Annotated in this window: 17 protein-coding genes; 15 read left to right on the top strand and 2 right to left on the bottom strand. The window is 53.4% G+C overall.

Annotated elements, in window-relative coordinates; genetic code table 11:
* Positions 1–104 precede the first annotated feature (104 nt).
* From rsfS to V9K92_RS13875, 4 genes are all read left to right on the top strand, one after another.
* Positions 105–488, top strand: coding sequence for a ribosome silencing factor (gene rsfS, locus V9K92_RS13860; protein ID WP_115054305.1), 384 nt, complete (start codon positions 105–107; stop codon positions 486–488).
* A 77-nt stretch (positions 489–565) separates the two neighbouring features.
* Positions 566–1,048 carry a 23S rRNA (pseudouridine(1915)-N(3))-methyltransferase RlmH gene (rlmH, locus tag V9K92_RS13865; RefSeq protein WP_337354243.1) on the top strand — a complete coding sequence of 161 codons (483 nt, stop codon included), beginning with the start codon at positions 566–568 and terminating at the stop codon, positions 1,046–1,048.
* 195 nt (positions 1,049–1,243) lie between these two features.
* Positions 1,244–2,533: a macrolide transporter subunit MacA gene (gene macA, locus V9K92_RS13870; RefSeq protein WP_337354244.1), complete on the top strand. Its 1,290-nt coding sequence runs from the start codon at positions 1,244–1,246 to the stop codon at positions 2,531–2,533.
* 2 nt (positions 2,534–2,535) lie between these two features.
* Entirely contained in the window at positions 2,536–4,479 is a 1,944-nt protein-coding gene (locus V9K92_RS13875) for a MacB family efflux pump subunit (protein WP_115054302.1), read from the top strand.
* A 1-nt stretch (position 4,480) separates the two neighbouring features.
* Here V9K92_RS13875 and V9K92_RS13880 read toward each other — a convergent pair whose 3' ends face one another.
* Positions 4,481–5,362 (bottom strand): LysR substrate-binding domain-containing protein, encoded by an 882-nt coding sequence (locus tag V9K92_RS13880; RefSeq protein ID WP_115054301.1) that lies wholly within the window; start codon positions 5,360–5,362, stop codon positions 4,481–4,483.
* 127 nt (positions 5,363–5,489) lie between these two features.
* Here V9K92_RS13880 and V9K92_RS13885 point away from each other — a divergent pair, with 127 nt between their 5' ends.
* A complete protein-coding gene (locus tag V9K92_RS13885; RefSeq protein WP_115054765.1) occupies positions 5,490–6,986 on the top strand; it encodes a CoA-acylating methylmalonate-semialdehyde dehydrogenase in 1,497 nt (498 codons plus the stop codon).
* Between the two features lie 53 nt (positions 6,987–7,039).
* Here the strand turns inward: V9K92_RS13885 and V9K92_RS13890 are convergent, their stop codons facing one another.
* The gene (locus V9K92_RS13890; protein WP_307281017.1) at positions 7,040–7,693 is read right to left on the bottom strand and encodes a GntR family transcriptional regulator; all 654 of its coding nucleotides are present in this window, start codon (positions 7,691–7,693) and stop codon (positions 7,040–7,042) included.
* A gap of 81 nt (positions 7,694–7,774) precedes the next feature.
* Between V9K92_RS13890 and V9K92_RS13895 the strand changes: the two genes are divergently transcribed.
* From V9K92_RS13895 to pyc, 10 genes are all read left to right on the top strand, one after another.
* A complete protein-coding gene (locus V9K92_RS13895; RefSeq protein ID WP_115054299.1) occupies positions 7,775–8,668 on the top strand; it encodes a dihydrodipicolinate synthase family protein in 894 nt (297 codons plus the stop codon).
* A 22-nt stretch (positions 8,669–8,690) separates the two neighbouring features.
* Positions 8,691–9,944, top strand: a complete 1,254-nt coding sequence (locus V9K92_RS13900; protein WP_337354382.1) for an NAD(P)/FAD-dependent oxidoreductase — start codon at positions 8,691–8,693, stop codon at positions 9,942–9,944.
* A 5-nt stretch (positions 9,945–9,949) separates the two neighbouring features.
* Positions 9,950–10,951 carry a 4-hydroxyproline epimerase gene (locus V9K92_RS13905; protein ID WP_337354245.1) on the top strand — a complete coding sequence of 334 codons (1,002 nt, stop codon included), beginning with the start codon at positions 9,950–9,952 and terminating at the stop codon, positions 10,949–10,951.
* Positions 10,952–11,218: 267 nt separating this feature from the next.
* Positions 11,219–12,127: a branched-chain amino acid ABC transporter permease gene (locus V9K92_RS13910; RefSeq protein ID WP_115054296.1), complete on the top strand. Its 909-nt coding sequence runs from the start codon at positions 11,219–11,221 to the stop codon at positions 12,125–12,127.
* Between the two features lie 4 nt (positions 12,128–12,131).
* Positions 12,132–13,538, top strand: coding sequence for a high-affinity branched-chain amino acid ABC transporter permease LivM (gene livM, locus V9K92_RS13915; RefSeq protein WP_307281012.1), 1,407 nt, complete (start codon positions 12,132–12,134; stop codon positions 13,536–13,538).
* Positions 13,538–15,064: an ATP-binding cassette domain-containing protein gene (locus V9K92_RS13920; protein WP_337354246.1), complete on the top strand. Its 1,527-nt coding sequence runs from the start codon at positions 13,538–13,540 to the stop codon at positions 15,062–15,064. The genes livM and V9K92_RS13920 overlap by 1 nt, the downstream gene beginning before the upstream one ends.
* A complete protein-coding gene (locus tag V9K92_RS13925) occupies positions 15,064–15,795 on the top strand; it encodes an ABC transporter ATP-binding protein (RefSeq protein ID WP_115054293.1) in 732 nt (243 codons plus the stop codon). Before V9K92_RS13920 ends, V9K92_RS13925 begins: the two co-directional genes overlap by 1 nt.
* 42 nt (positions 15,796–15,837) lie before the next feature.
* A complete protein-coding gene (locus V9K92_RS13930; RefSeq protein WP_115054292.1) occupies positions 15,838–16,191 on the top strand; it encodes a DUF6867 family protein in 354 nt (117 codons plus the stop codon).
* 126 nt (positions 16,192–16,317) lie between these two features.
* Positions 16,318–17,433, top strand: a complete 1,116-nt coding sequence (locus V9K92_RS13935) for a branched-chain amino acid ABC transporter substrate-binding protein (protein ID WP_115054291.1) — start codon at positions 16,318–16,320, stop codon at positions 17,431–17,433.
* A 168-nt stretch (positions 17,434–17,601) separates the two neighbouring features.
* On the top strand, positions 17,602–21,060 hold the full coding sequence (pyc, locus tag V9K92_RS13940) for a pyruvate carboxylase (RefSeq protein ID WP_336440434.1): 3,459 nt from the start codon (positions 17,602–17,604) through the stop codon (positions 21,058–21,060).
* Positions 21,061–21,085 lie beyond the last annotated feature (25 nt).

Here is a 21,085-nt window from a genome sequence, read left to right on the forward strand (position 1 = left end):
ACTCTGCCTATCTTATACGTGTGCAGTGAGTTTAGTAGCTGCGGCGCGTTGTTCTTAAAGGGAAAGGAATTACACTGAGAACAGCAATTCAAAAGAAGGAAGCTTTGGCTCCTTCAACGGCAGAGATCAGCGGTATCAATACCGTCGCTCGTGCCCTCAAATCAGTGCTTGACAGTCTCGATGACTCCAAGGCTGAACAAATTGTCCCCATCGACCTTCGCGGCAAATCTGTCATCGCTGACCATATGGTCATCGCGTCCGGACGTTCGCATCGCCATGTCACGGCGGTTGCGGATCAGCTCCTTCGGACTCTGAAAGAGAACGGATATGGCAATAATGCCAAGGTCGAAGGTCTTACCAGCGGTGATTGGGTGCTGATCGACACGGGCGATATCATCATCCATATTTTCCGCCCCGAAGTGCGGGAGTTCTACAACATCGAAAAGATGTGGCAGGCTCCGGAACTTGACGGTGAAACCGTACACTAGCGCCGAATAGCTCTGGTGTTTTTTTAGCCGGCGAAAGGTCCGGTTGAGCAGTTTTAGGTCTGCCGGACTGGAGTATCATGCGTATCAGTGTGTTTGCCGTGGGCCGCATGAAGTCCGGTCCGGAACGTGAGCTGGCGGACCGCTATCTCGACCGGTTCAAAAAGACAGGCGCTTCATTGGGCCTCGAATTTTCGTCTGTGACGGAAATAGTGGAAAGCCGTGCGCAGCAGGCAGACCTGCGAAAACAGGAAGAGTCTGCTCAGTTATTGAAAGCTCTTGATGCTGGTGGTGTGTTGGTGCTTCTCGACGAACGCGGAAAAACCATGGCGTCTGAGGTATTTGCATCCAGCATCGCCAAATTTCGCGATGAGGGGAAACGGCAGCTGCTGCTGGCGATTGGCGGGCCGGATGGTCATGATGCTGCGTTGAGGGAGCGTGCGGACCTCGTTCTCGCGCTTGGTGCTATGACTTGGCCGCACCAAATCGTCCGTATTCTTGTCGCCGAACAACTTTATCGGGCCACAACAATACTGTCAGGTCACCCGTATCACCGCGTTTAGACGCGAGATTTTGAGTAAAAACATTACAAATAAGTAATTCAGCCATCATTCATCTGAGCACTTCATAATAGGCGCTCTTGATCATTACAAAAATATAATGATCTCAAGGCTTTTCGAACGAACCACTCCTGTCCATTTCTTGATAGTATCAATCGAGGTGGAGTGCTTCATCTGCGAAGAAGGTGGAATGGGTCGATGACTAAAATTGCCAAGGTGACCGGTCATGAGAAGCCAACGCTGGAAGACTCGAACGTAACGTTTATCCCAGGCGCGGTTCCCCCAGGACGCAAGAAAAAGCGCTCGCGTCTTTGGATGTGGTTGCCCGTCGCTATCCTTGCAACAGGCGCCGGTTACTATGCATGGACGTCTTACAGTGCTTCCACATCAACAACCGCTGTGATCACCCAACCCGTTGTGAGAGCCGACATCGAGAACGCAGTCACTGCTGTTGGCACGCTGGATTCGATTAAGTCAGTCGATGCTGGTGCGCAGGTTTCTGGTCAGTTGAAAGCTCTGCATGTCGAAATCGGTGACAAGGTAACCCAGAATGAACTGATTGGTGAGATCGATCCGGCAACCATTCAAAACCGGATTGAGATCGATCAGGCGGAGCTTGCCAACCTACAAGCGCAACTCGTGTCAAAAAAGGCTCAGCTTGTGCTGAAACAGGCAAATATCGAACGGCAGCGTAACTTGGTGGCAACCCGCTCAGTCTCGCAATCGACGCTCGATCAGGCTGTTGCTGATCTGGCGACGGCGGAGGCTGATGTGAATGCGCTCGAAGCGCAAATCCGAAAGCAACAGGCGACCCTGGACGGTGATCAGGTCGATCTCGGCTATACGAAGATTTATGCGCCAATGGCTGGAACCATCGCAGCCGTCCCGGTCAAAGAGGGGCAGACGCTGAACGCCAGCCAGACAGCGCCGACTATTGTGACAATCGCCGATCTTTCTACGATGACGGTCAAGGCACAGGTTTCAGAAGCCGATGTCAGCAAACTCAAGCTGGGAATGGACGCATATTTCACACTGCTCGGGCAACCGGGCAAACGATATACCGGCAAGCTTCGCCAGATACAGCCTACGCCTGACATTGAAAACAACGTCGTACTTTACTATGCGCTATTCGACGTGCCCAATATTGATGGCGACCTTATGATTTCAATGAGCGCACAGGTCTTCTTCCTGCAATCAGCGGCGAAAGATGTGCTGGTGGTTCCGAGCTCGGCAATTCGCGTGAAAAAAGGTTCCAGCACGGCTGCGGATGACAAACGCCAGTTCGAGGTCAGCGTCGTTGATGCCTCCGGAAAAACATCCACACGCGATGTTGAAGTTGGCATTCGCAATCGCGTGAATGTGGAGATCAAGAGCGGCCTGAAGGAAGGCGATCTTGTTGTTGTCGGTCAGGCAAGCGATTCCACCAATGCCGCAAATGGTTCCGGCAATCGCTCGCAGCGCGGCCAACGCATGCCACGGATGTTCTAGATATGACAGCGCTCATATCGCTCAAGGACATCAGCAAAACCTACTATAATGGCGACCTTTCAGTCGAGGTTCTGCATGGCATCTCACTCGATATAGAGGCGGGTGAGTTCGTTGCCATTATCGGGCAGTCCGGGTCGGGCAAATCAACGCTGATGAATATTCTGGGCTGTTTGGATCAGCCGACCAGTGGCAGTTATCAGCTGGATGGAGAGAGTGTTTCGGGGTTTGAGCCAGATGAACTGGCCGGATTGCGGCGACGAACCTTTGGCTTCGTTTTCCAAAGCTATAATTTGATTCCCACTGCCAGTGCGCAAGAAAACGTTGAGGTGCCCGCAGTCTATGCCGGTGCTTCGGCACAAGACCGGCACGACAGGGCGGAAGCGCTGCTGAACACACTCAACCTGGGTGATCGGTTGGATCACAGGCCGAACCAACTGTCCGGTGGACAGCAGCAGCGCGTTTCGATTGCACGGGCTTTGATGAATGGCGGGAGGATCATTCTGGCAGATGAGCCAACCGGCGCTTTGGATAGCCAAAGTGGCGAAGAGGTCATGGCGCTGTTGCGAAAAATGAACGAGAGCGGCCACACGATTATTGTTATTACGCATTCGCGAGAAGTGGCCGAGCAGGCGGATCGTTTAATCGAACTGCGTGACGGACACGTCGTCTCTGATCGTACCAAAAAAGGACGCAGCAATCCTGAAGCGGCTTTTGGTTTGAAGCAGAAGGCGGTTGATGGGGTTGCCGCGATCGCAGACGTATCCGAAGCAATCAAGATGGCGGTTCGCGCTTTGCGCGCAAATCTGTTTCGCACAATTCTCACCCTGCTGGGCATTGTGATCGGAGTCGGCTCAGTGGTGGCAATGCTGGCGATTGGCACGGGGGCCCAAAACTCGGTTCTGGACCGCATTTCATCAATGGGTTCAAACCTGCTGGTTGTGCGACCGAACATGGCGAATTTTCGCGGGGGGCAGGGCGGCAGCATTGTAACGCTGGTTCCGGCCGATGCCGATGCAATTCTGGACGTTCCAAATGTGTCATTCGCCGTTCCTGAAATGACCAGTACAGTGACTGTTCGTTATGGGAATGTTGATTATCAGACGTCAGCCAATGGGACAGTTCCGCAATTTACCGATGCCAAATCATGGAAAGTCGGAGCGGGGGAGTTCATCAATCAACAGGATATGACCAATTATGCGCCGGTGGCCGTACTTGGCCAAACGGTCGCCAAGACGCTCTTTCCGGACGGTGAAAGCCCGCTTGGAAAATATGTCCTCGTCAGCAAAATCCCTTTCCAGATCATTGGTGTAATGAGTGAAATGGGAGCAGGGCCGGGCGGAAATGATCAGGATGATACGATTATCGTGCCGCTGACGACGGGTAGCACGCGGCTATTCGGCCAACGGAATGTGCGCTCTATCACTGTGCAGGTTAAAGATGGCTCGCTCATAGACGCCACGCAAACGACTATCCAGCAATTGCTGGATGAGCGTCACAAAAAGCAGGACACGCAAATTACCAATATGGCTTCAATTCGTGAGGCTGTGACAGAGACTTCGAATACGCTGAAATTGTTTCTTGGCGCCGTGGCGGCCATTTCGCTTCTGGTAGGCGGAATTGGCGTGATGAACATCATGCTCGTCAGCGTCAGTGAGCGGACGCGCGAGATTGGGGTGCGTATGGCTACGGGCGCGCGACAGCGCGATATTCTGCTGCAGTTCATCATAGAGGCGCTGGTCGTTTCGGCGGTAGGCGGAGCCATTGGCGTTGTAGCGGGTCTTGGCACAGGAGTTCTGGCAAAGCTGATGGGCGCGCCCATCAGCTTCACCGTTGGGCCAGTTGCGCTGGCCTTTGCCTGTTCGTTTCTCACGGGTCTGGTCTTTGGTTATCTGCCGGCCAGAAACGCCTCCAAGCTACAGCCGGCGGTTGCCTTGAGTTCAGAATAGATCAAGAAAAGCGGCTCGCTTCACTGTGAACCAGATCGGAAATAAAACCTGATACTGCGGTTATGCGGCGAAGAGTACGCACTGACTCGTGATAGGAAAGCCAATAGGAGCGGCGGATTTTTCGTTCTGGCATAATGGCTACCAGTTCCTCATGCTCGCGCGCAATAAAAGTATGAAGAATGCCGATCCCAGCACCAGCCTTGACCGCTTCGACCTGCCCCAAAGCACTCGATATCTCAAAACCGGGGTGCCATTCGCGGGTAATTTCCGGCGCATAATTCAGTGACTGGCTGATCACCAGATCATCGACATAGCCGACCAGTCGGTGCTGGGGTAGTTCTTCGATTGATTGGGGTGCGGGATGAGCGGCTAGATAAGCGCGGCTGGCGTAGAGGCACAGACTGTAATCGACGAGTTTTCTTGCGACCAGCCGACCCTGGTCGGGACGGTCCACGGTAATCGCAATATCGGCTTCCCGTCGTGACAGTGAGAAAGAACGTGGAACCGGAACAAGCTGAATCTTGAGATCCGGATAATTCGCCGTTAGCCGGGCAAGCCGCGGTGCCAGGAAAGTTACGCCAAATCCGTCCGGCGCGCCGATGCGAACTGAACCGGATATGGCCACGTCGGCATCACCGAGGGAAGAGCGCGCAGCCAGCATTTCCGCTTCCATACGCTCGCCTGAAAGAAGAAACTCTTCTCCCGCGCGCGTCAGTTCGCAACCATTTGTGCGTCTGGTCAGCAGCTTGGTGTTGAGCGCTGTCTCCAGAGCCGTTAGTCGCCTTGCTACCGTCGCGTGGTTGACGCCCAGCCTTTTCGCTGCGCCGAGTATCTGGCCTGAACGTGCTACGCTCAGGAAAATGCGGACATCATCCCAGTTCATCAACCACCTCCTAATGTATCTTACATTGTTTTTTGCACAACGGATGCGCTTTTGCACGTCTTGCATTTAACATTTTGAAGCGCCTATGATGCCGCATACGAAGATCATCAAAGGGAGGTTGCTCGCAATGCGCGAAGTTGGACATTTTATCGGTGGCAAGCATGTCGCTGGCACAAGCGGTCGCACGACCGAAATTTTTCAGCCCATGGATGGTACAATTCAGGGAACGGTTGCACTGGCCACTCCGGCCGAAGTACGCGCAGCCGTGGAAAACGCCAAAGCAGCTCAGCCTGCATGGGCAGCAACCAATCCGCAGCGCCGCGTTCGTGTCATGCGCAAGTTTCTTGAACTTGTTGAAGCGGAATACGACTCATTGGCTGAACTCCTTGCCCGCGAACATGGCAAGACCATCCCTGATGCCAAAGGCGATATCCAGCGCGGTCTGGAAGTTGTTGAAGTTTGCCTGGGTGCGGCTCACATGCTCAAGGGCGAATTTTCCGACAGTGCAGGCACGGGCATTGATGTATACTCGATGCGTCAGCCGCTTGGCGTCGTTGCAGGCATAACACCCTTCAACTTCCCGGCGATGATCCCGCTGTGGAAAGCTGGCCCCGCCATTGTCTCGGGTAACGCATTCGTCCTGAAGCCTTCAGAGCGTGATCCCGGCGTGCCGATGCGTCTTGCAGAACTCTTTATCGAAGCTGGATTGCCCGCAGGCATTTTCAACGTTGTCAATGGCGACAAGGAAGCGGTGGACACGCTGCTCGACGACCCGGACATCAAAGCAGTTGGCTTTGTCGGATCCACGCCGATTGCTCAATATATTTACAGCCGTGCCACGGCAAATGGTAAGCGTGCACAGTGCTTCGGCGGCGCCAAGAACCATATGATCATCATGCCCGATGCTGATATGGATCAGACAGTGGATGCGCTGATCGGTGCAGGTTATGGCTCGGCTGGCGAGCGCTGCATGGCGATTTCGGTTGCGGTTCCAGTGGGCAAGGAAACAGCAGACCGTCTCGTTGCAAAGCTTATTCCACGCGTTGAGGCTCTGAAGGTCGGGCCGTCTACTGACCTGACGGCAGATTACGGTCCAGTTGTAACGAAACAGGCGCTTGAGCGTATCCAGGGCTATGTTGATCTTGGCGTGAAAGAAGGCGCGAACCTCGTCGTTGATGGGCGCGGCTTCAAGATGCAGGGTTATGAAAATGGCTACTATATGGGTGGCTGCCTCTTCGACAATGTGACGCCTGACATGCGCATCTACAAGGAGGAAATCTTTGGGCCGGTGCTCGGTATTGTCCGCGCCGACACTTATGAAGATGCACTTCGTCTGCCTAACGAGCATGAATATGGCAATGGCGTCGCTATCTTCACCCGCGATGGCGATGCGGCGCGTGATTTTGCATCACGTGTGCAAGTCGGCATGGTCGGTATTAATGTGCCGATCCCGGTTCCAATCGCCTATTATACATTCGGTGGCTGGAAAGGTTCAGGCTTTGGTGATTTGAACCAGCATGGTCCGGACGCATTCCGGTTCTATACCAAGACAAAGACGGTCACATCTCGTTGGCCTTCGGGCGTCAAGGATGGTGCGGAATTTGTTATTCCAACAATGAATTAAGCTGTTTTGCTGGAATAGTATCAAGCCGCCTGCAATTTTGCCGGCGGCTTTTTTTATGGTGCAAGTACCCTGAGATGTTCGATCAGCTTGCTTGCCGCATCTTCGGCACGTTCCGGATTGCGGTTGATGATCGCTTCAATCAGCGCTTTATGCGCTGCGACTGACTGTTGCAGTCCGCCGGGTCGTTGCAGGCGAAACCAGAAACGCCGGCTATGGGTTTGCAAGGGCGAGGCAAGGCGAGCTGCAAATGGATTTCCAGCGGCCTGACCCAATACAGTGTCGAACGTCTTATCGGCTGTCAAAAACCCGGCAACATCCTCCGAGCTCACCGCTTTGCTCATCGCATCGGAGGCTTCTCTTAACCTGCGGTGATGCAACTGCGCACCAAATTGCGCTGCACCGCGTGCCAACACGCGTTCTATCCCTTCACGGGCATCGAGAACTTTGGAAAAATCCTGCGGATTCAGTTCGGCAATCGCTATCCCTGAGCGGGGTCTGATTTCCATCAACCCTTCCCATGCAAGCTTCTGCACCGCTTCCCGAACAGGTGTGCGCCCCATTCCCGTTATATCGGTTAGCGCACGTTCGTTGACGATCGCGCCGGGCTCAAGGCTGAGCGTGACGATCATTTCTTCAATCTGCCGGTACGCCAGTTCTGCGAGGCTTTCACCTGATTGGACGGGTGTATGTGCAGTGGTTTGAAACATGTGCAAGGATCTTTCAATGAAACGATTGACAGTAATGCATCCTACAGATATATTTCTGATATATCAACAAGGAGTATAATCATGTGGTCAGGTGTTCTTCCCGCAGTTACCAGCAAATTCACCGATGATGATAGGCTTGATCACGGCGAAATGGAACGTTGCTTCTCCCTGTTGATGGAAGCTGGCTGCGATGGTCTGATTGTTGCCGGTTCGCTTGGCGAAGGCCCTATGCTTAGCCATGATGAAAAACTTGAAGTTCTGAAAATAGCGCAAGGTGTAGCCAAGGGTAAGCCGGTTCTACTCACAATCAATGAGGCCGCGACCCGCGACGGGGCAGCTCTTGCAAAACGCGCTGCCAAGGCAGGTGCAGACGGGTTGATGCTTGTTCCAAGCCCCATCTATCATACCGACCCGGAAGAGACGGTCACCACATTGAAAGCCGTTGCGGCTGCGGGCGATCTTCCAGTGATGATTTATTCAAATCGTATCGCCTATCGCGTCGACGTTACCAGCGCGATCTTGTCCGAGCTTGCTTCGGATGATCATTTTGTTGCGATCAAAGAGTCATCAGACGACATTCGCCGCACGACGGACATTATCAATGAGTTCGGCACACGTTTCGATCTGTTCACGGGTGTCGATAATCTTGCTTTTGAGGCATTGACTGCTGGTGCTGTTGGCTGGGTTGCAGGTCTCGTAACGGCCTTCCCGAAAGAAACAGTAGCCATCTACAAGCTTGTGCTCGCGGGGCGTTACGCTGAGGCGCTGGAAATCTATCGTTGGTTCCGCCCGCTTCTGGATCTCGATGTTTCAACCTATCTTGTGCAGAATATCAAGCTGGCAGAAGTGCTGGAGATTGGAACGAATGATCGTGTACGCTTGCCGCGTCAACCTCTGCGCGGAGAACGCCGAGCATCCGTTGAAAAGACAGTGAGAGATGCAATAGCTTCACGTCCAGCGTTGCCGTCGCTTTGAGTTTCGTGTCACTTTATTGATCATGCCAAGAGACAATATCGATATTCTGATTATCGGCGCCGGTATTGTCGGTGTAGCGACAGCAGCTATTCTTGCAGAGAGTGGTCGCAAAGTACTCGTCGTCGACCGTCAGGGTATTTGCGAAGGAACAAGCTCCGGCAATGCCGGAGCTTTGGCTTTTTCGGATATATTGCCGATGGCCTCGAAGGGCGTGCTTGCAAAAGTCCCTGGCTGGCTTATGGACCCGCTTGGTCCATTTACTATCCGCCCGTCATACCTCCCAAAACTTTTGCCCTGGTTGTATCGATTCTGGCGGGCCAGCAGCGCCGACATGCTTGAGCATACAGTACGGGCGCAAGGGGCGATGATGCGTCTCGCTGAGCCTGAAATGCTCGGGCTGATGCAGCGCGCCGGTCTCGGCCGGATGGTCCGTGAAGATGGTTCATTGGAGCTTTACGAGAGTGAAGATGAACTGAATGCGTCGTTATCCGGATGGAATGCGAGACGCGCTGCCGGGATTGCCTTTGAGCATTTGCGGGGCAGTCAGTTGCGAGAGTGTCAGCCGGGCCTTTCCCCCCGGTTCATTGCCGGAACGTTTGTGCCTGGGTGGAAGACCGTCAGCGACCCAAAACATGTCGGTGAAGGTCTGTGGAATTATGCGCAGCGGAATGGTGCGATTTTTTACCAAGGGGAAGTTGCCTCAATAAGTGCAGGCGAGCAGTGCGCAATTGCGCATTTTGCCGATGGGCGCACAATCAATGCTGCCAAGATCGTGGTTGCTGCAGGAGCCTGGTCACATCATCTGGCCCAAAATCTTGGTGATCGGATACCGCTGGAAACGGAGCGTGGGTACAATACGACGCTGCCCGTTGGCGCCTTCGATCTGAAACGGCAATTGATCTTTTCCGGGCATGGGTTTGTGGTTACTCCGCTGGAAACAGGTGTGCGTGTTGGTGGTGCTGTGGAGCTGGGCGGCTTGAAATTGCCACCCAATTACAAGCGCGCTGAAATCATGTTGAGTAAAGCTGAGCAATTCATGCCGGGATTGCAATCAAAGGGTGGGCGTCAATGGATGGGATACCGGCCTTCGACGCCAGATTCACTTCCTGTTATAGGTACTTCCCGATTGGCGGATAATGTTCTCTACGCTTTTGGGCATGGCCATCTCGGACTTACCCAATCTGGGGTAACAGCCCGGCTGATCAGCGATCTGATTGGTGGTCATGCTTCCTCTATATCGATTGACCCTTACAGTCCCAAACGCTTCAGGAGTTAGCTCAGATGGCACGTCATTCATTCTTCTGTATAGATGGCCATACTTGCGGAAATCCAGTTCGGCTGGTGGCTGGCGGTGGCCCAAACCTGACGGGCGCATCCATGATGGAAAAGCGCGCGCATTTTCTCAGCGAATTTGACTGGATCAGAACCGGTTTAATGTTTGAGCCTCGCGGACACGACATGATGTCGGGCTCGATACTCTATCCTCCAACACGGGATGATTGCGATATCGCTATCCTGTTTATCGAAACATCCGGATGCCTTCCCATGTGCGGTCACGGAACGATCGGGACCGTGACCATGGCGATCGAGCATGGACTGGTTACTCCAAAAGTGCCGGGTATTTTGCGGCTGGACACGCCAGCTGGTCTTGTCGTCGCCGAATATACACAAGAGGGGCAATATGTAACGAGCGTGCGAATCACCAACGTACCTGCCTTCCTTTATGAGGAGGGTTTGGAAGTCGAGTGTCCGGATCTGGGGACGCTCCTTGTCGATGTGGCTTATGGAGGAAACTTTTACGCTATCGTAGAACCTCAGGCCCATTATAGGGATATGGCTGATTACAGGGCGCTGGATCTGATCGGGTGGAGTCCTGTGTTGCGGGAGCGCTTGAATGAGCGTTACACATTCGTTCATCCGCAGAATCCCGGGATCAATACACTCAGCCACATCCTGTGGACCGGAGCCCCGATTCATCCGGAGGCTCATGCGCGGAATGCTGTTTTTTACGGCGACAAAGCGATTGATCGCTCACCCTGCGGCACGGGCACATCAGCACGCATGGCGCAGCTTGCGGCCAAGGGAAAACTCAAGCCGGGCGATGATTTTGTGCACGAATCGATCATAGGCTCATTGTTTCATGGGCGGGTTGAAGAGGCGGTGACAGTGGGAGAAAAGCCAGCGATTGTTCCGTCCGTGGCGGGATGGGCGCGCATGACCGGCTACAATACAATTTTTATAGATGACCGGGACCCGTTTGCCCACGGTTTTGTGGTGAAGTAACGCTTTTCGCTGCATTGCAAAATTATGGCTCAGGTGGTGATTTCTGCTAAAATGGACGGATACGCTGTAAAAAACGCCAAGGATTGGGACAAATTTGGTGCAAAATTCTGGAGAATCTGTGCCAGCAAATATAAAGTGTGTGGCGGGTCGCAAAAAAGCATTTGCTTTCTGTATTGCACGCGCTAGGTGTAATAATGTTGGGGCAACAGTAACCGGATAAAAAAACCGGACAAGAAACTTCCCAATAAAACGAGGGGTATCGTTGCAATGGAGTATTTCATCCAGCAATCGATCAATGGGTTGACGCTTGGTTCAATTTACGGCCTGATCGCCATTGGTTACACGATGGTCTATGGGATCATCGGTATGATTAATTTCGCCCATGGCGATGTATTCATGCTTGGCGCCTTTATGGCGATGATTGTTTTTCTTGCATTAACAACATTTATCGGTGGCGTTCCGGTTGTGCTGGCGCTGTTATTGATGATGCTTGTCGCCATGCTGTTGACCGGCCTTTGGAGCTGGACAATCGAGCGATTAGCTTATCGGCCCTTGCGCGGTTCCTTCCGGCTGGCACCATTGATCACCGCTATCGGCATGTCGATTGCGCTGTCCAATTTTGTGCAAGTTACACAGGGCCCTCGCAACAAGCCAATTCCACCGCTGGTCAATGGCGGCATTATAATTCCTGGTACCGATATCAGCATTGCTTACAAGCAGATGGTGATCATCATTGTTACCGCAATCCTTTTGGTTGCCTTCTGGTACCTCGTTAACAAGACGACGTTAGGCAGAGCCCAGCGCTCCTGTGAGCAGGACCGCAAGATGGCCGCCTTGCTTGGCATTGACGTTGATAAAACAATTTCCATGACATTCGTGATGGGCGCGATGCTCGCAGCCGTTGCCGGTACGCTATACCTGATGTTCTATGGCGTCATTTCCTTCACGGACGGCTTTACGCCCGGTGTAAAGGCTTTCACGGCGGCTGTTCTTGGCGGTATCGGCTCTTTGCCGGGCGCGGTGATCGGCGGACTGCTGATTGGCCTGATTGAAGCTCTCTGGTCGGCCTATTTTTCTATCGACTACAAGGATGTTGCGGCATTCTCGATCCTGGCGATCGTTCTGATCTTCCTGCCGTCGGGCATTCTCGGCCGGCCCGAAGTCGAAAAGGTTTAAGCATATGGCCGATGTACAAACGTCTAACCCGGAATCTAATTTCGCCAAAGCGGTGAAAGAAGGACTGGTCGCTGCCGCCCTTGCCTTGGGATTGTTCCTTCTCATTGTCGGCTTTCGCACGGATCAGAATATTCGCAATGAGCTTGTGCTAAACCAGCGTTGGGGCCTGCTTGCGATATTTGTTCTGGTTGCTGGTGTCGGCCGGTTTCTGCTGACGGCATATGTCACGCCCTGGAATGCAGCACGCGCGCTGAGCAAGCGAACCGTTGCGGCAAAAGAGGCAAAAGAACAGTCTGCCTTTCGCAAGAGCTTTCCCAAAATCGGTCTTGCGCTGCTGTTTGTCTATCCATTTTTGGTGATCGGAACGCTCGCGCTTTATAATGGCTCAATGATGGGCGGACTGCAGGGCTCGCTCAAATATGTCGACAATTTCGGTATCCAGATTCTCATCTACGTCATGCTGGCATGGGGTCTGAACATTGTTATCGGACTGGCCGGGCTGCTGGATCTTGGCTATGTCGCCTTCTATGCGGTCGGGGCGTATTCCTACGCGCTGCTGTCGTCGCATTTTGGTCTGTCATTCTGGCTTCTCTTGCCCATGGCAGGTATCTTCGCTGCATTGTGGGGTATCGTGCTGGGCTTTCCGGTCCTGCGCCTGCGCGGCGACTATCTTGCCATCGTAACCCTGGCCTTCGGTGAAATCATTCGCCTTGTGCTGATCAACTGGACCGTCGTTACCAAGGGTACATTCGGTATTTCCGGTATCGCCAAGGCAACATTGTTCGGCATTCCGTTCACGCCCGGACCCGGCGGCTTCGCCAATTTGCTCGGCCTGCCCAATTCCGGCGTCTATTACAAAATATTCCTCTATTACCTGATCCTGCTTCTGGCACTTTTGACGGCCTGGGTGACCATACGCCTGCGCCGCATGCCGATCGGTCGCGCATGGGAAGCTTTGCGCGAGGACGAAATCGCCTGCCGCTCGCTCGGTATCAATACCACGACCACCAAGCTGACGGCCTTTGCCACAGGCGCGATGTTCGGCGGTTTTGCCGGATCGTTCTTCGCCGCGCGTCAGGGCTTTGTCAGCCCGGAAAGTTTCGTCTTCCTCGAATCTGCAATTATTCTGGCGATTGTGGTTCTGGGCGGCATGGGTTCGCTCGTCGGTATTGCGATTGCTGCTGCTGTCATGATCGGCGGTACGGAACTATTGCGCGAGCTTGAATTCCTCAAGCACATTTTCGGCAATGATTTTACGCCGGAGCTCTACCGCATGCTGTTGTTCGGTTTGGCCATGATTGTGGTCATGGTGTGGAAGCCGCGAGGTTTCGTGGGTAACCGTGAACCAAGTGCATTCCTGCACAAACGAAAACTGGTATCGAGCGAATTCACCAAAGAAGGGCACGGCTGATGGTTTCGGAAGTGCAAAAAAATAACAACGCAATTTTGCGTGTAGAGCGCCTGTCAATGAAGTTTGGTGGCCTGATCGCCATCAACGATCTGAACTTCGAGGCAAAGCGCGGTGCCATCACCGCACTGATCGGCCCCAACGGAGCAGGCAAGACAACGGTCTTCAACTGCATCACCGGCTTCTACAAGCCGACTGAAGGCATGTTGACCATGACCCGCCAGAATGGTGAGGAATATCTGCTTGAACGCATGGCGGATTTTGTCATCACCAAGAAGGCGAAAGTGGCGCGTACTTTCCAGAATATCCGGCTGTTTTCCGGCCTGACTGTTCTGGAGAATCTGCTCGTTGCCCAGCACAATCCTTTGATGCTGTCATCGGGCTATACGATACTCGGGTTGCTCGGCTTTCCGACCTACAAAAAGGCCGCGGCTGACGCGATTGAGAAAGCCAGGTTCTGGCTGGAAAAGATCAATCTTGTGGATCGAGCCGATGATCCTGCTGGCGATCTTCCCTATGGTGCGCAGCGCCGTCTGGAAATTGCGCGTGCCATGTGCACCGAACCGGAATTGCTTTGCCTTGATGAACCAGCTGCTGGCCTCAATGCACGTGAATCGGCTGAGCTTAACAAGCTTCTGCTCGACATTCGCGACGAGACAGGCACATCCATCCTTTTGATCGAGCACGATATGTCGGTTGTGATGGAAATTTCCGATCATGTTGTCGTGCTCGAATATGGCACCAAGATTTCTGACGGCACGCCGGATAGCGTGAAGAACGATCCAAAGGTTATTGCGGCCTATCTCGGCGTTGAAGACGAAGAAATCGTCGAGATGCTAGAGCAAGCAGAAGCTGCTGGTGTTGACGACCTGACTGCTGCCGTCGATCTCATGTCGAGCGAAGCTATTCATGAATTGGAAGAAACCCATCCGGATGCGGCGGCTGTCAGCCTCGTTACCACGGGACCGGCTCGCCCGGCAAAACCCGCAGCAGCGAAAAAACAGTCTGTAGCCAAGCCGGCACGGACAACGGCGTCCACGGCGACGGGAACTTCAGAAGCCAAGCCAGCGGCGAAGAAAACGCCAGTGAAAGCTGCACCAGCCAAAGCTGAACCAGCAAAACCCGTCGCTACAAGGCCCGCTGCACCCAAGAAAGCCGCCCCCGCTGCGGCAGCACCAGCGGCTGCAAAAAAGCCTGCACCAAAGGCGCCAGCCAAAGCTGCCGCTTCGGCCTCACAAATCAAGGCAGGCGCGACAGCCAATGCGCTGGCGGCACCACGTGGCGGGAAAGCCGACAGATTGATCGATATCAAGGGCATTGGGCCGGTTAATGAGCGCAAGCTCAACGAGCACGGCATATTTCACTTCGATCAGATTGCTTCCTGGAAGAAAGCGGATGTTATTGCGGCCGAGGCCTATCTGGCATTTGACGGGCGCATTGCTCGCGAAGACTGGATTGGTCAAGCCAAGGCCATGGCCAAGGCAAGCCAAAAGAAACCGGCACCCAAGAAGAGCGGAGGAGCTGAATAATGGCGGAGAATAAAGCTCTTCTCAGCATCGAGAATGTCGAGACCTATTATGGCAATATCCGTGCGCTGAGCGGTGTGACCGTTCATGCGGATGCGGGTGAGATCGTCACGCTGATCGGCGCCAATGGCGCAGGCAAATCAACGCTGATGATGACGATTTTCGGCATGCCCCGCGCGCGCTCGGGCCGCATCATGTTCGATGGCAAGGATATCACGCAGTTGCCGACGCATGAGATCGCAAGGCTGCGCATTGCACAATCTCCTGAAGGCAGACGGATTTTCCCGCGCATGACCGTGCAGGAAAATCTGCAGATGGGTGCCAGTCTCGACAAGCTGGAATATTTCGATGAGGACGTGCGCAAGGTCTTCGACCTGTTTCCGCGTCTCAAGGAACGTATCAATCAACGTGGCGGAACGCTTTCGGGTGGTGAGCAGCAGATGCTCGCCATTGGCCGCGCGCTGATGGCCCGGCCCCGGCTGCTGCTGTTGGATGAACCTTCGCTTGGCTTGGCTCCCCTGATCATCAAGCATATTTTCGAGGCGATCAAGGAACTCAACAAGACAACCGGCCTGACCGTGTTTCTGGTCGAGCAGAATGCCTTTGGTGCGTTGAAGCTTGCCGACCGCGGTTATGTGATGGTCAACGGCATTGTCACGATGAGCGGCGCGAGCAAGGACCTTCTGGCCAATCCGGAAGTGCGGGCGGCCTATCTCGAAGGCGGGCGTCACTGACAAGACAAGACGGCTCAAAAGGGCCGCAAGGAGAACTTCGCCATGCAGGGCATATTATACGAAGAACCTTCCATCTGGCTGTTCATTCTGGTCACCTGCGTCATGGGTGGCTGGGCCGCATGGATGGCTGGACGGGCTTGCGCCAAGACGTGGCGGCCAATCGCTATCCTTGTCTTCTACATGCTGCTGCTGGGCGTCGGCGTACGCTTCATCCATTTTGCCCTTTTCGGCGGCACAATGGTCACGCTGCACTATTACATCATCGACACTATCGTTCTCATCATCATCGGAACACTGGGGTATAAGTACACAAGAACAAACCAGATGGTGAGGCAATATCACTGGCTCTACGAAAAAGTTTCTCCTTTCAATTGGAAGGAAAGAACAGGAGCCTGATCTATCCCGCTGATGCGAAATGAATCAGCGTGACAACCGCCGGAAAATCGGCAAATGTAGTCTTAAGCGATGCCAAAAATCGTCGCGAGGGGTTTGGTAAGTACCTAGAAAAATGGGAGTTTTCAAATGAAGAAGTCACTGTTTTCAGGCGTTGCATTCGCTGCGATGCTCGCTCTGAGCAGCAACGCCTATGCTGACCTTCTAATCGGTGTTGGTGGCCCAATGACCGGCCCGAATGCTGCATTTGGTGCGCAGCTACAGAAGGGCGCAGAGGCAGCCGTTGCGGCAATCAATGCCGCTGGCGGCGTAAATGGCGAGCAGATCAAGCTTTCGCTCGGCGATGACGTTTCCGATCCAAAGCAGGGTATTTCGGTTGCCAATAAATTTGTTGCAGACGGCGTGAAGTTTGTTGTCGGTCACTTCAACTCCGGCGTTTCAATCCCGGCTTCTGAAGTTTACGCGGAAAACGGCATTCTGGAAATCACACCAGCTGCGACCAACCCGGTATTCACTGAACGCGGTCTGTGGAACACATTCCGTACATGCGGCCGTGATGACCAGCAGGGCGTCGTTGCCGGCGGTTACATTGCCGAAAAGTTCAAGGATGCCAAAATCGCTGTCGTTCATGACAAGACACCATATGGCCAGGGTCTTGCTGACGAAACCAAGAAGACACTGAATGCAAAGGGTGTAACAGAAGCCCTTTATGAAGGTGTCAATGTTGGCGACAAGGATTTCTCCGCGCTTATCGCCAAGGCGAAACAAGCTGGTGTAACTGTTCTTTATTGGGGCGGTCTGCACACGGAAGCTGGTCTGATCATTCGCCAGCTCGCCGATCAGGGCCTGAAAGTTACATTCATTTCCGGTGACGGCATCGTGTCGAACGAATTGGCTTCAATTGCTGGTGATGCAGTTGCAGGCACGTTGAATACGTTCGGTCCAGATCCAAGCAAGGATCCTGCAAACAAGGAACTCGTTGAGAAATTCCGCGCACAGGGCTTCGAACCAGAAGCTTACACGCTGTATTCCTACGCAGCGACGCAGGTTATTGCCGCAGCAGCAACACTTGCCAAGTCCAATGATCCTGAAACCGTCGCCAAGACGATGAAGGAAAAGGGACCATTCAAGACTGTGCTCGGTGATATTGCTTTCGACGAAAAGGGCGATCCAAAGCTTCCAGGCTACGTCATGTACGAATGGAAGAAGGGCGAAGACGGCAAGTATACCTATACACAGCAGTAATTTTCCTGCTTTTGACATTAGCGAATGCCCGGTCTTGTACCGGGCATTTTGCTATTGGAAATTTCCTGTTCCTGTGATCAATATGTATTGTTTGCACTGCAGCAATCTTTCAGCCGTCTTAAAAACCTCAAATCAATTTTGATTTGCTTCTCGCCCGGAGTTTTCATTTTGCCCATCAAGAAAATCCTCGTCGCCAATCGATCAGAAATTGCCATCCGCGTATTCCGTGCGGCCAATGAGCTTGGCATGAAAACCGTGGCGATATGGGCGGAAGAGGACAAACTTGCCTTGCACCGATTCAAGGCTGATGAATCCTATCAGGTTGGTCGTGGTCCGCATCTGGCAAAGGATATGGGACCAATCGAGAGTTATCTGTCGATTGAAGAAATAATTCGGGTAGCGCGGCTGTCGGGTGCTGATGCAATCCACCCTGGCTACGGACTTTTGTCAGAAAGCCCGGAATTTGCTGATGCGTGCGCAGAAGCCGGCATAACATTTATCGGCCCAAAGCCTGAAACCATGCGCCGCCTTGGCAATAAGGTTGCTGCCCGCAATCTGGCAATTGAAATTGGTGTCCCGGTTGTGCCTGCAACGGAACCTTTGCCGGATGACATGGATACCATCAAGGAGATGGCGGAGAAGATCGGCTATCCGGTGATGCTCAAAGCTTCTTGGGGCGGCGGCGGTCGCGGCATGCGGGCCATCTTCAAGCCGGAGGATATTGCCCGTGAAGTCACCGAAGGCAAACGCGAGGCCAAAGCAGCCTTTGGCAAAGATGAAGTTTATCTGGAAAAACTGGTCCAGCGCGCCAGACACGTTGAAGTACAGATATTGGGCGACACGCATGGAAATGCGGTTCATCTGTTCGAACGCGACTGCTCGATTCAGAGACGTAACCAGAAAGTGGTTGAACGTGCCCCAGCGCCTTATCTCAGTGAGGAACAGCGCAAGGAGATCGCCGATTACGGCCTGAAGATCGCCAAGGAGACGGCCTATATCGGTGCTGGAACCATCGAATTTCTGATGGATGCAGATACCAATGAATTCTATTTCATCGAAGTGAATCCGCGTATTCAGGTCGAACACACGGTTACTGAAGAAGTAACCGGTATTGATATTGTCAAAGCGCAGATCCGTATTCTTGAGGGCGCAACGATTGGTACGCCGGAATCCGGGGTTCCTGCCCAAAAAGATATCCGGCTAAATGGTCATGCCTTGCAATGCCGCATCACAACGGAAGATCCGGAGCAGAATTTCATTCCCGACTATGGCCGTATCACTGCCTATCGCGGGGCAACGGGCTTCGGCATACGTCTTGATGGTGGAACTGCCTATTCCGGCGCGGTCATCACACGCTTCTATGACCCGCTGCTCGAGAAGATAACCGCCTGGTCTCCAACCGCTGAGGAAACCATCCACCGCATGCATCGTGCCTTGCGGGAGTTCCGCATTCGCGGTGTTGCAACGAACCTGACATTTCTAGAAGCAATCATTACGCACCCCAAGTTCACGGATAATACTTACACAACGAAGTTTATCGACACGACGCCAGAACTGTTTGAGCAAGTTAAACGTCAGGACCGTGCGACCAAGCTTCTAACCTACCTTGCTGATGTGACTGTGAACGGCCATCCAGAAACCAAAGGACGGGCAGTCCCGCCTGCCGAGGCAGCATTGCCGCGCGTTCCATTTATCGAAACGCCTATTCCGGATGGGACAAAACAGCTTCTTGATCAGTTAGGGCCGAAAAAATTCGCGGAATGGATGCGCAACGAAAAACGCGTCTTGTTCACCGATACCACCATGCGCGACGGCCATCAGTCGTTGCTTGCTACACGTATGCGCACCTATGATATTGCGCGTGTCGCAGGCACTTATGCGCGCGCTCTGCCACAACTTTTCTCACTGGAATGTTGGGGCGGCGCGACGTTTGATGTGTCAATGCGGTTTTTGACGGAAGATCCTTGGGAGCGGCTGGCGGAAATCCGTGAGCAGGCGCCAAACATCCTGCTCCAGATGTTGCTGCGGGGAGCCAATGGGGTTGGCTATAAAAGTTACCCGGATAATGTTGTAAAATATTTTGTCCAACAGGCCGCACGCGGTGGAATTGATGTATTCCGCGTTTTCGACAGTTTGAACTGGGTCGAAAACATGCGTGTGAGCATGGATGCGGTGCTGGAGGAGAACAAGCTTTGTGAGGCCGCGATCTGCTACACGGGCGATATTCTAAACTCCGCCCGACCGAAATATGATCTCAAATATTATGTTGATCTGGCACAGCAGGTGGAGAAGGCCGGAGCGCATATCATAGCGGTCAAGGACATGGCTGGTCTATTGAAGCCAGGCGCTGCCAAGGTGCTTTTCAAGGCTTTGCGAGAAGCTACGGACTTGCCATTACACTTCCATACCCATGACACGTCCGGCATTGCCGCGGCCACTGTTCTGGCGGCGGTGGATGCTGGCGTCGATGTGGTCGATGCCGCTATGGATGCGCTTTCAGGTAATACTTCGCAGCCTTGCCTTGGCTCCATTGTGGAAGCGCTGAAAGGAACGGAACGTGATCCCGGTCTTGATCCAGAATGGATTCGCCGGATTTCGTTCTATTGGGAAGCTGTGCGCACGCAGTATGCCGCATTTGAGAGTGACTTGAAGGGGCCTGCCTCGGAAGTCTATCTGCACGAAATGCCGGGTGGCCAGTTTACCAATCTCAAAGAACAGGCCCGCTCGCTTGGCTTGGAAACGCGCTGGCACGAAGTCGCGCAAGCCTATGCGGACGTCAACCAGATGTTTGGCGATATCGTCAAAGTGACGCCGTCATCGAAGGTTGTTGGTGATATGGCTCTGATGATGGTGAGCCAGGATCTTTCGGTCGAAGACGTGAAGAATCCGGAGAAGGATATTTCTTTTCCCGACTCCGTTGTCTCGATGATGCGCGGTGATCTGGGCCAACCGCCACAAGGCTGGCCAAAGGAAATCCAGAAAAAGATATTGAAGGACGAGAAGCCTTTTACCGAGCGTCCCGGCGCGTTGCTGGCGGCTGCGGATCTTGCTGCGGAACGCAAGGAAATCGAAGAGAAGCTGGAGCGCAAAATCAGCGATCAGGAATTTGCGTCCTATCTGATGTATCCCAAAGTGTTCACTGATTTTGCTGTGACGCACAATACATATGGTCCAACCAGCGTCTTGCCAACGCCTGTCTATTTTTATGGTCTGGGACAGGAAGAGGAAGTCTTTCTTACCATTGAACGTGGGAAGACCTTGGTTGTGCGCAATCAAGCCGTGGGCGAGACGGATGAAAAGGGCATGCGCACGGTCTTCTTTGAGATGAATGGCCAACCGCGGCGCGTCAAAGTTCCTGACAGAACCCACGGGGCAAGCGGTGCCGGAGTAAGACGTAAGGCAGAGCTTACCAATGAGAAGCATGTTGGCGCGCCAATGCCGGGCATTGTATCGACTGTTGGCGTCTCGGCAGGCCAAAAAGTTAATGCGGGTGACGTTCTTCTATCGATTGAAGCGATGAAGATGGAAACTGCACTGCGTGCGGAGCGTGACGGGGTGGTCGCAGAAGTGCTTGTTCGTTCAGGCGATCAAATCGATGCAAAGGACCTTATGATCGTCTATGAATGAGTCGGTTTGCGCAGAATTCATCTCA

Source organism: Phyllobacterium sp. CCNWLW109 (assembly GCF_037203905.1).
Taxonomy (GTDB): Bacteria; Pseudomonadota; Alphaproteobacteria; order Rhizobiales; family Rhizobiaceae; genus Phyllobacterium; species Phyllobacterium ifriqiyense.

Coding starts and splice junctions, on each gene's coding strand:
- rlmH (WP_337354243.1), top strand. CDS start 566: ATGCGTATCAGTGTGTTTGCCGTGGGCCGCATGAAGTCCGGTCCGGAA.
- macA (WP_337354244.1), top strand. CDS start 1,244: ATGACTAAAATTGCCAAGGTGACCGGTCATGAGAAGCCAACGCTGGAA.
- V9K92_RS13875 (WP_115054302.1), top strand. CDS start 2,536: ATGACAGCGCTCATATCGCTCAAGGACATCAGCAAAACCTACTATAAT.
- V9K92_RS13880 (WP_115054301.1), bottom strand. CDS start 5,362: ATGAACTGGGATGATGTCCGCATTTTCCTGAGCGTAGCACGTTCAGGC.
- V9K92_RS13885 (WP_115054765.1), top strand. CDS start 5,490: ATGCGCGAAGTTGGACATTTTATCGGTGGCAAGCATGTCGCTGGCACA.
- V9K92_RS13890 (WP_307281017.1), bottom strand. CDS start 7,693: ATGTTTCAAACCACTGCACATACACCCGTCCAATCAGGTGAAAGCCTC.
- V9K92_RS13895 (WP_115054299.1), top strand. CDS start 7,775: ATGTGGTCAGGTGTTCTTCCCGCAGTTACCAGCAAATTCACCGATGAT.
- V9K92_RS13900 (WP_337354382.1), top strand. CDS start 8,691: ATGCCAAGAGACAATATCGATATTCTGATTATCGGCGCCGGTATTGTC.
- V9K92_RS13905 (WP_337354245.1), top strand. CDS start 9,950: ATGGCACGTCATTCATTCTTCTGTATAGATGGCCATACTTGCGGAAAT.
- V9K92_RS13910 (WP_115054296.1), top strand. CDS start 11,219: ATGGAGTATTTCATCCAGCAATCGATCAATGGGTTGACGCTTGGTTCA.
- livM (WP_307281012.1), top strand. CDS start 12,132: ATGGCCGATGTACAAACGTCTAACCCGGAATCTAATTTCGCCAAAGCG.
- V9K92_RS13920 (WP_337354246.1), top strand. CDS start 13,538: ATGGTTTCGGAAGTGCAAAAAAATAACAACGCAATTTTGCGTGTAGAG.
- V9K92_RS13925 (WP_115054293.1), top strand. CDS start 15,064: ATGGCGGAGAATAAAGCTCTTCTCAGCATCGAGAATGTCGAGACCTAT.
- V9K92_RS13930 (WP_115054292.1), top strand. CDS start 15,838: ATGCAGGGCATATTATACGAAGAACCTTCCATCTGGCTGTTCATTCTG.
- V9K92_RS13935 (WP_115054291.1), top strand. CDS start 16,318: ATGAAGAAGTCACTGTTTTCAGGCGTTGCATTCGCTGCGATGCTCGCT.